The organism is Myroides indicus, assembly GCF_004364575.1.
GTDB classification, from domain to species: domain Bacteria; phylum Bacteroidota; class Bacteroidia; order Flavobacteriales; family Flavobacteriaceae; genus Flavobacterium; species Flavobacterium indicum_A.
The window spans coordinates 1-13,191 of sequence record NZ_SOAG01000019.1 but is presented as its reverse complement, the minus strand read 5'-3'; the positions used below and the strand labels follow the sequence as shown (position 1 = coordinate 13,191).

Sequence of the window (13,191 nt, the reverse complement as noted above, 5' to 3'; positions counted from 1 at the left end):
TGATTATGAAATTAGATTCAAAAATACCTCAGGGACCAATCGATAAAAAATGGTCTGATTATAAAAACCACATTAAATTGGTAAACCCTGCCAATAAGCGTAACATTGATGTTATTGTAGTAGGAACTGGATTAGCGGGTGGCTCTGCTGCTGCTACACTAGCTGAGTTGGGCTATAATGTAAAAGCTTTTTGTTATCAGGATTCTCCTCGTCGTGCACACTCTATTGCCGCTCAAGGGGGAATCAATGCCTCTAAGAATTACCAAGGTGACGGTGACTCAGTTTACAGATTATTTTACGATACAGTAAAGGGAGGAGACTACCGTGCTCGGGAAGCAAACGTATATCGTTTAGCTGAAGTTTCAGAAAATATTATTGACCAATGTGTTGCTCAAGGTGTACCTTTTGCACGTGAGTATGGTGGTCTTTTGGATAATCGTTCTTTTGGCGGCGTACAGGTATCTCGTACTTTCTATGCTAAAGGACAAACCGGGCAACAGCTATTGTTAGGAGCATACTCTGCTATGAACCGTCAGATCGGTCGTGGTAAGATCCAAATGTATAACCGTCACGAGATGTTAGACATCGTTAAAGTAGATGGTAAAGCAAGAGGTATTATTGCCCGTAACCTAATCAATGGAGAAATAGAACGTCATTCTGCTCACGCTGTAGTTATTTGTACGGGTGGTTACGGAAACGTATTCTTCTTATCTACAAATGCAATGGGGTCTAACGTTACAGCTGCCTGGAAAGCACACAAACGCGGAGCATTCTTTGCTAACCCTTGCTATACGCAAATTCACCCGACTTGTATTCCTGTAACTGGTGATCACCAATCAAAACTTACTTTGATGTCTGAGTCGCTTCGTAACGACGGACGTATTTGGGTTCCTAAAAAAATGGAAGATGCAGTAGCCATTAGAGAAGGAAGATTAAAACCTACTCAAATCGCTGAAGAAGATAGAGATTACTATTTGGAAAGAAGATATCCTTCATTCGGTAACTTAGTGCCTCGTGACGTTGCATCTCGTGCTGCTAAAGAAAGATGCGATGCCGGATACGGAGTAAATGCAACAGGCGAAGCCGTATATTTAGATTTTGCTTCGGCTATTGACCGTTATGGTAAAGAGCAAGCTCGTATTCACCATTTAGATGAAAATGATGCTAAATTGATTTACAAATTAGGAAAAGAAGTTGTAGAGAATAAGTACGGTAACTTATTCCAAATGTATGAGAAAATCGTTGATGAAGATCCGTATACAACGCCTATGATGATTTATCCGGCTGTTCATTATACAATGGGTGGATTATGGGTAGATTATAACTTAATGTCTACTATTGAAGGATGCTATGTATTAGGAGAAGCTAACTTCTCTGATCACGGAGCTAACCGTTTGGGAGCTTCTGCATTAATGCAAGGTTTGGCAGACGGATATTTTGTATTGCCATATACTATAGGCGATTATTTAGCTAATGATATCCGTACTGGAAAGATTCCGACAGATTTGCCTGAGTTTGAAGAAGCAGAGAAAAATGTACGCAACATCATTGATCATTTGATGAATAACAAAGGAACTCATTCAGTGGATTACTTCCATAAGAAGTTAGGAAAAATTATGTGGGATAAAGTAGGTATGGCTCGTAATGCACAAGGGTTGACTGAAGCGATGGACGAAATAGCACAATTAAGAGAAGAATTCTATAAAGATGTAAAAGTATCAGGTACAGCAGAAAGTTTTAATCAAGAATTAGAAAAAGCTTTAAGAGTAGCTGACTTTTTAGAACTAGGCGAATTGTTTGCGAAAGACGCCTTACACCGTGAAGAATCTTGTGGAGGTCACTTCCGCGAAGAACACCAAACTGAGGATGGAGAAGCAAAACGCGATGATGAGAATTTTGCGTACGTTGCTGCTTGGGAGTATAAAGGAAATCCAAGAGAGTCTGTGCTTCACAAAGAAGACTTGGTTTATGAAAACATTAAATTGGTAACTCGTAGTTATAAATAATATTGAGATTTTGATCTTTGGATCAAGTCTTATTGTAAAAATTCGATGCAAATGAATCTTACATTAAAAATATGGCGTCAAAATAACGCTAAAGAAGCGGGAAAAATGGTTGATTATAAAATCAATAATATTTCTCCAGACATGTCTTTCTTAGAAATGCTTGATGTATTAAACAATGAGTTAATTGAGAAAGGCGAAGATCCGGTAGCTTTTGATCACGATTGTCGTGAAGGTATCTGCGGTATGTGTTCCTTATTCATTAATGGTGAGGCACATGGACCGGACAGAGGAGTTACTACTTGTCAATTGCACATGAGAATGTTTAAAGACGGTGATACAATTTATATTGAACCTTTTAGAGCCAAAGCATTCCCGGTTATAAAAGATTTAGTTGTAGACAGAACGGCTTTTGATAAAATTCAGCATGCCGGAGGTTTTGTTTCAGTAAATACTTCAGGGAATACACAGGATGCTAATGCTATTCCAATCCCTAAACACGATGCAGATAGAGCTTTTGATGCTGCAACGTGTATTGGATGCGGAGCATGTGTAGCAACATGTAAAAATTCCTCTGCAATGTTGTTTGTTTCTGCAAAAGTATCTCAGTTTGCCTTATTGCCGCAAGGAAAGGTAGAAGCAGCTGACCGTGTAAGAAATATGGTAGAAGAAATGGATGCTTTAGGCTTTGGAAACTGCACAAATACAGGGGCGTGTGAAATAGAATGTCCTAAAGGTATTTCTCTTGAAAATATTGCGCGCATGAATCGTGAATATTTAAAGGCAAGTATAAAATAATTTAGTTAATAGCTATATTTTAAAAAGGCAGGAATAAAATCCTGCCTTTTTTATTTCAATAACTTGTTACTGAAAGTATCTTAATATACATTTGTTATTTATTGAAACATGATGAAAATAGCATTAATTCAAGCTCCTTTAGTATGGGAAGATGTTGAGAATAACAAAAAATATTTTGTAGAAAAACTGCATGAAATAGAAAAGGAAACTGATTTGGTAGTTCTTCCCGAAATGTTTACTTCAGGATTTACGATGAATCCGGAGCGAGTTTTTTTGGCAATGAACGATAGTTTTATAGCTGAATTGATACAGATATGTATAATCAAAAAAATTGCTTTAACCGGAAGTATAGTTATTAAAGAAAATGATAGATTTTATAATAGATTATTTTTTATAAGACCTTCTGGAGAATATATTACTTACGATAAACGACATCTATTTTCGTTGGCTGGAGAAGAAAAGGTTTATCATTCGGGAAAAGAAAGAATAGTAGTAGAATATAAAGGATGGAATATTTGCCCTTTGATTTGTTATGATTTGCGTTTTCCTGCTTTTTCAAGAAATACAAATTCCGTTTATGATCTACTGATTTATGTTGCAAGCTGGCCTGATCAGAGGATTTTTGCGTGGGATACACTGTTAAAAGCTCGGGCAATAGAAAATATGAGTCATATAATCGGTGTGAACCGTTGTGGAAAGGACGAAAATAACAATGTGTACTCAGGACATTCACAAGTACTGGATTATATGGGACAGCCTATTATCCTTCCTTTAAAAGGAGAGCAAATAGCATATTGTATTTTAGAAAAAGAAACACAAGATAAAGCCCGGCAAAAATTTGGATTTTTAAGAGATGCGGATTCGGTGAGTATTTCTTAAAGTAAATTTATTCTAACTGTACTTCTTGTGTAAGATCCCAGTTAGCTCTTACATCAATTGCTTCGGGAAAGTAGAATGTTTCTTCGGGTTGTCTTTTCTCCCAATAATAACCTGTATCCCATTTACCATTTTCGTTGTCATCGTAAATAATTCGGATCAAATATTTTCGAGGAGGGAGTAGTGTAAATTCAAGTTTAGTTTGATTTTCACTATATCGAGTACTTATAACCTTTTCTTGTTCGTCTAAAAGCTCAACAATAATTGGAAACCTTTTTATTCCTGATAAGTTAAGTGTAAGATTTCCATAGTCTGTATAGTTTCCGGTTTTTAGATTGTATTGAAGAGTATCATTCTGTTTGTCAAAAAAATCGATAAGCGCCCCGGGAAGCATCTGAATCTGATAGCTCTCTTCTTCCTCTTTTTTAAATTTAAAGTTTATTTTTTGCTCTAAAACAATATTTTCAGTTTCAAAAGAAATTTCAACTGAATCTTTGTTTAAAATTCGGATAAATTCAGATTGAATTTTTGATATGGGAGTAGTAGTAGAGATAGAAAAATCAGAGATAAAATCTAATGAACTTCCTTTTCCTGATACAGAAAGTGTATCCACAAGTTTCATCTTAGCCCTTGGTCTTACGGAAAAAGTTTTCTCAAAATCGTCTTTTTTAATATCAATCAGTAAAGAATCGGCAGTAATGCGCGGGAACCATAATTGCAAAGAGTCTTTTTGCTGAAGATAAGAGTAAGTGTTCCTAATTAAACTGTCATTCTTTCTGACTGTAATTTCTGCTCCTTCTGGATTGCCAATATAGGGTACATACCATTTGTTTTCCGATATTTGAGAAGGTCTGTTTGCTTCAAATTTCTCATCGGATTTAAATAAAACTAATTCAAATTGTTGTTCCGTTGGAATTGTGATAGAATCTTTTATAAAGGCGATTTTGTCTTGTTGAGGGGAAAATTTATAATCATTATTTTTGTCCTTCATGGCAATAAGATAGTAAGTACCTTCTTTTAGGTTTTCAAGCGTAAAAGTAGTTAAACTATCTAGTGTATTAGTAATATATAGTGGTTTGTCTCTATAAACAGTTGAATCTTGGAATGTTTTAGCATCGTATAGCATTACATTTACAAAATTATCTGTTTTTAACTGATGTGCCGACTTTATAGTGCCTGATAAAGTTAATGAATCAATGTAGCTGCCGGTTGAAAATACATACTTAAACTGTTTTAATGGATTGCCTTCGTTATTATCAATAATTGCATCACCAAAATTAAAGCTGTACGTTGTGTTTTCTTTTAGCGTATCTTTTATTTTTACGGCCATCGTTTTTTTTGCGTTTCCCATCGGACTGATATCGGGTGTATTTTCCATGGGAGGAGAAATAATTAAATTTTGATTGACGTTTTTTAATTTGATAAATTCATCAAAATCAATTAGAATTTCTTGTTTGTCAAAATGAGTAGAATAGTTTTTTGGATTACTTTTTAAAACTACAGGAGGTAAAGTATCTAACGGTCCGCCACTGATAAATCCTCTTTTGGCACAATTAGTTAACGTTGCGCAGCAAATAATGAAACAAACAGTAAAATATATTCTGAACTTAGTCATAGATCTATTTTAAAAAGACAAATTAACGACTATATTTTTTAGTTAAGAAATATGGAGTATTAAAACTTTACAATGTAGCCGCCAAACATAAAACAGAGAGTTTAGAGTTAGGAATTTGCAATAATTTTTTGCCACAAGATTCTATTGTGGAGCCAGTTGTCAAAATGTCGTCAATTAGTAAAAAATGAGAGCCTTCCTCTTTGGAACATATTTTGACATCAAAAATTTCCTCGTGTTTTGTGGTTCTTTGAAGAAGATTTTGAGTAGTTTGTGAATTTGTTTTTCGCGTTTTATAGAGCAATTCCCGATTGATGGGGATAGAGAAGGTTTCGCTTAAGGCAACAGCAAATCCATCCACTTGATTATATCCTCTTTTCTTCTGCTTTTTAGGATGTAAAGGCACGGGAATTATTTTTGAGATGTTATTAAGTAAAGTTGTTTCTTTTAATTGCTCACAATACATCATGCCTAAAAAATAGCTTATTTCGGGATGATTTCTATATTTTAAGTTGTGAAATAGCTGTTGAACTTTTCCTCTTTTTGAAAAATATAGCATGCAGGCGCCAAACTCTATTCTTAATCGACCATAAAGCTTGGCGGTTACTTCATTTTTTAAATGTAAATGATGCTGGGTAAAAGGCAGCTCTTCTCTGCATCGATGACATAAGATATCTTCGTTTTCTAATAAAATTTGCTCACACGCCAGACAGCATTTCGGAAATAGTATGTGAAATAAATCCTTCATCATAAGCTTTCTCCTTAATCAATTTCTATAAATATAATAAAAATAAGATGATTTATCTCTTTTGAGTTGGGAATACAATAACTTTGTAAATCTATTACATAAAAAATGAGAAAAAGTAAAGTTGAAAACGAAATAATGCAACTAATTTCATTAATTGCTTCCAAGCAGATAGATGTAGCGAATGAGAAAATAGAATCTGTACAGTTAATGATAGAAGATGAATTAGATTTTGCTACTGCAGATGATGAATTGGTTCTTTTAGCTAAATATCAAAAAATAGTAGAACAGCTCAAACAAAAAATTGCGCAATGAACGAAGAATCTACATGTTATTGCTGTAGTAACAAATCTTTTGATCTCTGTTGCAAGAAGTTTATAATTGGAGGAGAAGATCCGGTAACAGCTGAAGAGCTAATGCGTTCCAGATATACAGCTCACGTTTTAGGAAAAGTCAGGTACCTTATTGATACTGTTCATCCTAAAACAAGATATTTTCACAGTAAAAAAGACATTCAAAAATGGATTGAGGAAAATGAATGGCAAAAATTGGAAGTCATTAAATCAGAAGAGCAAATGATATTATTCAAGGCATATTTTACAAATGCAATAGGAAAAGAATGCATTCATGCTGAGAGATCTTCGTTTGAAAAGCTATCAGACAAGTGGTATTATGTGTCTGGAGAATTTGAAGAATAATATATTTATATAGAATAAAGAAGCGACGTGAAAATCTTTGTAAATTAGTAGAAATTAAAATTGCAGCAAATGAACGCAACAAGATTAGAAAGCGATTTATTGGGAGAATTAGAAATTCCTCAAAATGCATATTATGGAGTCCAAACTCAGAGAGCCATTAATAATTTTAAAATTTCGACAAATAAGTTATCCGATTATCCGGAGTTGGTTAAAGGACTTGCCAAGGTAAAATGGGCAGCGGCAAAAACTAATTTTGAACTCAATATATTAAATGAAAACATATATAGAGCTATTGCTGATGCTTGTCAAGAAATTTTAGACGGAAAATGGGCATTGGAATTTCCTGTAGATATGATTCAGGGAGGTGCAGGAACCTCTGTCAATATGAACGCAAATGAAGTAATTGCCAATCGCGCGTTAGAATTATTAGGGTACGTTAAAGGTGAATATCAATATTGTTCGCCTAATGATCACGTAAATTTGTCACAATCTACCAACGATGCTTATCCGACATCTTTAAAGGTCGCTGCTTTTGAAATGAATAAAAAAGTCGTTAGCCGCCTGGAAAAATTGGTTAGTGCATTTGAAATAAAAGCTACAGAGTTTGAACATGTTATTAAAATGGGCAGGACTCAGTTACAGGATGCGGTTCCGATGACTTTAGGACAAGAGTTTGGCGGCTTTGGGTTTACATTAAAAAAGGAAATTGATGCTTTAAACACAGCAAGTCAGGCGTTTTTAGAGGTAAATATGGGGGCAACAGCGATTGGAACCGGTCTAAATGCTGTTCCTGGATATGCAGGGCTTTGTGCTAAAAACTTAGGTATTTTACTTGACGAATCTGTTAAATCTGCTGAAAACTTAGTTGAAGCAACGTCAGACACCAGCGGATTTGTTTCCTATTCAGGAACATTAAAAAAATTAGCGATTAAACTTTCAAAAATCTGTAATGATTTACGTTTGCTTTCATCCGGTCCCAGAACGGGATTAAATGAAATTCAATTACCTCCGATGCAGCCGGGATCCTCCATTATGCCCGGAAAGGTCAATCCTGTAATTCCAGAGGTAGTTAATCAGGTTTGTTTTAAGGTTATTGGAAATGATTTAACCATAACGATGGCTTCAGAAGCTGCACAATTACAGCTTAATGTGATGGAACCAGTGTTGGCTCATACCTTAATGGAGTCAATGCTGTGGTTGGAAAATGCAATGAACACATTAACCGAAAAATGTGTATTGGGAATCAAAGCAAATGAAGAACACAGTAAGAATCAGGTTTTGGGAAGTATAGGGATAGTAACAGCTCTAAATCCGTATATAGGATATAAAGCAAGTACAAAAATTGCTAAAGAAGCTTTAAAAACAGGAAGAGGAGTGTATGAATTAGTGTTAGAACATCAGCTATTAACTAAAGAAAAGCTAGATGAAATTCTGGACCCAAAGCATATGCTTACTCCACATAAAAAAGAACTGTAGAAAAAATAATATGTATAATAACCAATTTAAACCCCAATTGATACTGTCAATTGGGGTTTAATTATTTTACTTTACTTGAGTAAACTCTAAGTTTACATTGATAAGTATGTCTTTTGCGATAGCTTGTCCCGAAGGATCATAGGCAACCCCAAAATCGAAACGATTGAGTGTAGTAGAGGCTTGGAAACCTAATTTAGTATTTCCATTTCCGTCATCTTTTAATAATCCGCCATAAACTAAGTCAAAAGTGACTGGTTTAGTAATGTCTCGAATGGTTAAATTTCCAATTAATTTGTATTGATCTTTTCCGGATTTTTTAATTGAAGTACTTTCAAATTTCATAGATGGATATTTTTCAGCATTGAAAAAATCATCTGTTTTTAAATGATTATCACGCATTTCAACAGAAGTGTTCACACTGTTAATATCAACTGAGAAATTGAACTTTCCATTTTCCAAATTATCAGGATTACCAATAAAACTCCCTTTATATTTATCAAAACGCCCGTCAACAAAAGAAATGCCAAGATGTTTTACCGAAAAATTAAGGAATGAGTGCATATTGTCTACATTCCATTGGGTTTGTGCAAATGTTGCTACAGAAAATAAGGTTGCAACAAATAGTAAAGCTATTTTTTTCATAGTATTGAATTTTATAATGTTTCACATATTTTGAAGCAAAGATAATGCCAATTCGTTGTATGTAACTTAATCTATGTTAAGAACTGCCGAACAAAAAAAGCTGCTCAAATTTGAACAGCTTTTTTTTAAGATTATATCATTTTCTTTAGCCAGTTTTTCATGGCAACTTCTTGATCAATGATTTTAGATAAGTCTGCAATGGCAACCCGATCTTGCTTCATAGAATCCCGATGGCGAATAGTTACTGTTTTATCTTCTAACGATTGATGGTCAACCGTGATGCAGAAAGGTGTTCCTAAAGCATCGGCCCGGCGGTAGCGACGACCAACAGCATCTTTTTCGTCATAAGCTACATTGAAATCCCATTTTAATTCTTCGATAATTTCTTGCGCTAATTCGGGTAAACCATCTTTTTTTACAAGAGGTAGTATAGTAGCTTTTGTCGGAGCTAATACAGCTGGAAGTTTTAAAACCGTTCTGGTACTGCCATCTTCCAGTATTTCTTCTTGTAGTGATTTTGAAAAAACGGCTAAAAATAAACGGTCAAGCCCAACAGAAGTTTCTACTACATAAGGGACGTATGAAGAGTTAGTTTCGCTGTCAAAAAACTGAAGTTTTTTACCAGAGAATTTTTCGTGTGCTTTTAAATCAAAATCTGTACGAGAATGAATTCCTTCTAATTCTTTAAACCCGAAAGGAAAATTAAATTCAATATCGGTTGCCGCATTGGCATAATGTGCCAGCTTTTCGTGATCGTGATAACGGTAGTTTTCTTCACCTAACCCCAATGACAAATGCCATTTTAAACGATTGTCTTTCCAGTACCGATAATATTTCATTTCTTCGCCTGGCTTTACAAAAAACTGCATTTCCATTTGTTCAAATTCACGCATGCGAAAGATAAACTGTCTGGCAACAATTTCATTTCTGAATGCTTTTCCCGTTTGAGCAATGCCAAAGGGTATTTTCATTCGACCAGTTTTTTGAACGTTTAAAAAGTTGACAAAAATACCTTGTGCAGTTTCGGGGCGGAGATATAAATCCATAGCACTGTCTGCCGATGCACCTAATTTTGTACCAAACATCAGGTTAAATTGGCGAACTTCTGTCCAGTTTTTAGAACCCGTTTCAGGGTCTGCAATTTCTAATTCTTCAATTAAGGCTTTGACATCCGCTAAATTACCTGAGTCCAATCCTTTCGCCATGCGCTCCATAATTTCCTTTTTACGGGAATAATATTCCACAACTCTGGGATTGGTATTGATAAATTGCTCTTCGTCAAAAGATTCTCCGAAACGTTTTTTTGCTTTTTCAATTTCTTTTTGCGCCTTTTGGTGGAGCTTTTCACAATAATCTTCGATTAAAACGTCTGCTCTATATCTTTTTTTGCTGTCTTTATTATCAATAAGTGGATCATTAAATGCATCTACGTGACCGGAAGCTTTCCACGTTGTTGGATGCATAAAGATTGAGGCATCTATTCCTACAATATTTTCGTGCATTTGTACCATGAATTTCCACCAGTACTCTCTAATGTTTCTTTTTAACTCAACACCGTTCTGAGCGTAGTCATATACTGCGCTTAAACCGTCATATATTTCGCTGGACGGAAAAATATAACCATATTCCTTTGCGTGCGAAATAACATTTTTAAAAATATCATCTTGTTTTGCCATGCTGCAAAAATAGCAAAACAGTTTGAGATTGTGAAAAGAGTATAAGTTATTATTTTTATATGTTTTTTTTGTTATATTTAACCTTTTATAAATATAAAAGTGGGAATAGTTAAAGATATATTATACAAAATATCTAGTTCACAGTATCTTGAAAAAGTTAAAAGTCAGTCCGTTTTTCCTTATTATCATATTGTTGCTAATGACAAAAAATGGCATATAAAATATTTGTATTTATATAAGGGTACTGAATGTTTTTATTCTGATATTGAATTATTGTCTAAGCATTACATTCCTCTGCCGGTCGAAAAGATTATTGAGGCTAAAGAGAAAAGAAATACGTTTTTGCTTACTTTTGATGACGGATTAAGAGAGGTATATACTACTATTTATCCAATATTAAAAGAAAAAGGACTGTCGGCAGTTTTTTTTATTAATCCAGATTATGTCGACAATAAAAAGATGATGTATAAACACAGGTTGAGTGTTTTGTTGTCTTTTATTGAAAAATCAAACTTTGATAAAAATATATTAAATCGGGTAGCTCGGATATGTGGTTTTAAATATAAGGATGAGAAAAGCTTTAGACAAATATTTTTAAAGTTGAAACCTGTAAAAGAGAAAGAGATTGATAAGATTTTTGAATTGCTTAATATTAATGAAAAAGAATATCTTGAAAAACAAAAGCTGTATCTCAGCAAAGATGAGATTCAGGAGATGATGGATAATGGCTTTTATTTTGGAGGCCATTCTATGTCGCATAGACCGCTTCACGAGTTGACTTTTGAAGAGCAAAAAAGAGAAATAATAGATTCAGTACAATGGCTAAAAGACAATTTTAGAACAACGTATTCTTTATTTGCTTTCCCGTTTAGTGACAAGGGAATATCTTCAAAATTAATAGAAGAATTATTTGTGTATGATCCTAATATGATTTTGTTTGGCAATTCAGGAATTAGAAGAGATATTGATTCAAGAATTATACAGCGATTTTCTTTAGAAAATCCTAAAAAACATACAACTAAAGTATTGGTAGCAGAAAATCTATACAAATATTATAACAAATTGGTGGGGAAGTATAAGATAAAAAGAAATTGAAAGAAGTAAGAAAAATATATAAAAAAGATATTCCGTCTCTTATAGAGGATTCCTCTTTTTGGGATCATTCTTTTTTGTGTATAAGCAAACATCGTTTATGGGCACATTACAATAACCCCGCTTGTTCTGACGATAATATTGTCATGCTTTTAGCGTATATGGATGATGAGCTTGTAGGGTATATGGGAGTTTATACTGATTATATTAAAATTAAAAATCAAACACAAAAAATAGGCTGGCTATCAACGTGGTGGGTTCATCCAAAAACAAAAGGGACTGGTATTGGACGGATGCTTTTAGACACGATGTTTATAGAACAAAGTGGACAAATTGGAATTTCACAATTTACTCCTAGTGCTAAAAGAGTATACGATAAGTCAGGCTATTTTGTGGATTTGAAAAACAGCGAGGGAATTAAAGCTGTACTAAGGAGCAATCTTTCCTTATTAATACCGGTGATTCTTCCAAAAACACAGTTTATAAAACCCTTATTCTTTTTTGTTGATTCTTTAGTCAATATGATTGTTGATTTCCGATTGCATTTTTGTAAATATAATATTAAAAACAGGCTTAAAGCTATTTCGTTAGAATATTTGCCTTTTCCCGATCAAGAAGTGAGAGTATTAATGAATCGATTTAATCAAAATGATATATCGCATAAAGACAACACTTTTTTTAACTGGCTTAAAACACATAATTGGGTATATGAAGCTCCATTGATAAAAATGACGAATAAAAAGAGCTATGAATTTTCGATGTATGATGAGTCTTTCGAATATTATTTTGTAAAGGTGAATAGTCACGATAATTGTATCGGTTTTTTAGTATTGCAAAAAAGAACAACTACTTTAAAAGTCTTATTTGCTTATTTTGATGAGAATGTATACGGACAATTAATGGCGGATATTGTAAAACAGCATGCTATTAAGTTAAAAGTAAAGGAAATTATTTGTTACGAACCAGTAATAGTGGAGAATCTGTTCAAATCCAATATGTTTTTATATAAAAAGAAAAAGGTTAAACAGTCTATTATATCTAAATCATTTGGAGTTGACGATTTTAGTAAAATAAGAGTTAACTTTGGTGATGGGGATTGTTGTTTTGCATAAACTTTGAATTTATTTTAAACCTTTTCCCGTGCTTTTCAGCTTTTCGTTTGGACTCTATTGCGTCACAAACCCGAGCAATATCCGGTTATTCGTCATATAATTTCCACCTTTTGTGAATATTAGCAGGAATTAATGTTTTGGATTACAGTATTTTGAAAAATAAAATAAAAAAAGGTTTGCAAAAGTTTTTATGAGGACAAAAAAGGGATTAATTTTGCCCACGCAAATGAGAAAACGTTCTTTGTAAGATTTCCTTTAAAAAAACACAGCTAAAAGTTTGTTTAAAGAAGGAAAAAGGAATTAACTTTGGCTTCCCGTTTTGGCGGGATGGTTTCAGGATAAAAAAGTCTGCAAATATTTTTTTTGAAAAAAGATTTGCAATTTAAAAAAAGAATACTACTTTTGCATCCGCTTTCACAGACAAAGGCGCTGTCGTTAAAGACAGAGTTTTAGAGTTTGAA

At 33.8% G+C, this 13,191-nt stretch carries 12 protein-coding genes; 8 read left to right on the top strand and 4 right to left on the bottom strand.

Translation table 11 applies throughout. The features are described from left to right. The first annotated feature begins 5 nt into the window (after positions 1–5). The 3 genes from C8P70_RS08775 to C8P70_RS08765 all read left to right on the top strand — a co-directional run bounded on the left by C8P70_RS08775 (position 6) and on the right by C8P70_RS08765 (position 3,680). The gene (locus C8P70_RS08775) at positions 6–2,006 is read left to right on the top strand and encodes a fumarate reductase/succinate dehydrogenase flavoprotein subunit (RefSeq protein ID WP_133712964.1); all 2,001 of its coding nucleotides are present in this window, start codon (positions 6–8) and stop codon (positions 2,004–2,006) included. Between the two features lie 51 nt (positions 2,007–2,057). Then, positions 2,058–2,801, top strand: a complete 744-nt coding sequence (locus C8P70_RS08770) for a succinate dehydrogenase/fumarate reductase iron-sulfur subunit (protein ID WP_133712963.1) — start codon at positions 2,058–2,060, stop codon at positions 2,799–2,801. A 111-nt stretch (positions 2,802–2,912) separates the two neighbouring features. After that, on the top strand, positions 2,913–3,680 hold the full coding sequence (locus tag C8P70_RS08765) for a nitrilase family protein (protein WP_133713016.1): 768 nt from the start codon (positions 2,913–2,915) through the stop codon (positions 3,678–3,680). A gap of 7 nt (positions 3,681–3,687) precedes the next feature. Here the strand turns inward: C8P70_RS08765 and C8P70_RS08760 are convergent, their stop codons facing one another. Both C8P70_RS08760 and C8P70_RS08755 read right to left on the bottom strand, forming a co-directional pair. Then, positions 3,688–5,292 carry an Ig-like domain-containing protein gene (locus C8P70_RS08760; RefSeq protein WP_133712962.1) on the bottom strand — a complete coding sequence of 535 codons (1,605 nt, stop codon included), beginning with the start codon at positions 5,290–5,292 and terminating at the stop codon, positions 3,688–3,690. A gap of 67 nt (positions 5,293–5,359) precedes the next feature. Next, a complete protein-coding gene (locus C8P70_RS08755) occupies positions 5,360–6,040 on the bottom strand; it encodes a ComF family protein (protein WP_243832692.1) in 681 nt (226 codons plus the stop codon). Between the two features lie 102 nt (positions 6,041–6,142). Here C8P70_RS08755 and C8P70_RS08750 point away from each other — a divergent pair, with 102 nt between their 5' ends. From C8P70_RS08750 to aspA, 3 genes are all read left to right on the top strand, one after another. Then, positions 6,143–6,349, top strand: a complete 207-nt coding sequence (locus C8P70_RS08750; RefSeq protein ID WP_133712961.1) for a hypothetical protein — start codon at positions 6,143–6,145, stop codon at positions 6,347–6,349. Then, the gene (locus C8P70_RS08745) at positions 6,346–6,732 is read left to right on the top strand and encodes a YchJ family protein (protein ID WP_133712960.1); all 387 of its coding nucleotides are present in this window, start codon (positions 6,346–6,348) and stop codon (positions 6,730–6,732) included. The genes C8P70_RS08750 and C8P70_RS08745 overlap by 4 nt, the downstream gene beginning before the upstream one ends. A gap of 69 nt (positions 6,733–6,801) precedes the next feature. Continuing rightward, the gene (aspA, locus tag C8P70_RS08740) at positions 6,802–8,208 is read left to right on the top strand and encodes an aspartate ammonia-lyase (protein WP_133712959.1); all 1,407 of its coding nucleotides are present in this window, start codon (positions 6,802–6,804) and stop codon (positions 8,206–8,208) included. Positions 8,209–8,274: 66 nt separating this feature from the next. On the opposite strand, the gene C8P70_RS08735 is transcribed toward aspA, so the two are convergent. Further along, positions 8,275–8,850 carry a YceI family protein gene (locus C8P70_RS08735; RefSeq protein WP_133712958.1) on the bottom strand — a complete coding sequence of 192 codons (576 nt, stop codon included), beginning with the start codon at positions 8,848–8,850 and terminating at the stop codon, positions 8,275–8,277. A 131-nt stretch (positions 8,851–8,981) separates the two neighbouring features. Then, on the bottom strand, positions 8,982–10,526 hold the full coding sequence (locus C8P70_RS08730; RefSeq protein ID WP_133712957.1) for a glycine--tRNA ligase: 1,545 nt from the start codon (positions 10,524–10,526) through the stop codon (positions 8,982–8,984). Between the two features lie 99 nt (positions 10,527–10,625). On the opposite strand from C8P70_RS08730, the gene C8P70_RS08725 reads away from it, so the two are divergent. Then, a complete protein-coding gene (locus tag C8P70_RS08725) occupies positions 10,626–11,621 on the top strand; it encodes a polysaccharide deacetylase family protein (protein WP_166666203.1) in 996 nt (331 codons plus the stop codon). Next, positions 11,618–12,730 carry a GNAT family N-acetyltransferase gene (locus C8P70_RS08720; protein WP_133712955.1) on the top strand — a complete coding sequence of 371 codons (1,113 nt, stop codon included), beginning with the start codon at positions 11,618–11,620 and terminating at the stop codon, positions 12,728–12,730. The genes C8P70_RS08725 and C8P70_RS08720 overlap by 4 nt, the downstream gene beginning before the upstream one ends. The last annotated feature ends 461 nt before the right edge of the window (positions 12,731–13,191 follow it).

Coding starts and splice junctions, on each gene's coding strand:
- C8P70_RS08775 (WP_133712964.1), top strand. CDS start 6: ATGAAATTAGATTCAAAAATACCTCAGGGACCAATCGATAAAAAATGG.
- C8P70_RS08770 (WP_133712963.1), top strand. CDS start 2,058: ATGAATCTTACATTAAAAATATGGCGTCAAAATAACGCTAAAGAAGCG.
- C8P70_RS08765 (WP_133713016.1), top strand. CDS start 2,913: ATGAAAATAGCATTAATTCAAGCTCCTTTAGTATGGGAAGATGTTGAG.
- C8P70_RS08760 (WP_133712962.1), bottom strand. CDS start 5,292: ATGACTAAGTTCAGAATATATTTTACTGTTTGTTTCATTATTTGCTGC.
- C8P70_RS08755 (WP_243832692.1), bottom strand. CDS start 6,040: ATGATGAAGGATTTATTTCACATACTATTTCCGAAATGCTGTCTGGCG.
- C8P70_RS08750 (WP_133712961.1), top strand. CDS start 6,143: ATGAGAAAAAGTAAAGTTGAAAACGAAATAATGCAACTAATTTCATTA.
- C8P70_RS08745 (WP_133712960.1), top strand. CDS start 6,346: ATGAACGAAGAATCTACATGTTATTGCTGTAGTAACAAATCTTTTGAT.
- aspA (WP_133712959.1), top strand. CDS start 6,802: ATGAACGCAACAAGATTAGAAAGCGATTTATTGGGAGAATTAGAAATT.
- C8P70_RS08735 (WP_133712958.1), bottom strand. CDS start 8,850: ATGAAAAAAATAGCTTTACTATTTGTTGCAACCTTATTTTCTGTAGCA.
- C8P70_RS08730 (WP_133712957.1), bottom strand. CDS start 10,526: ATGGCAAAACAAGATGATATTTTTAAAAATGTTATTTCGCACGCAAAG.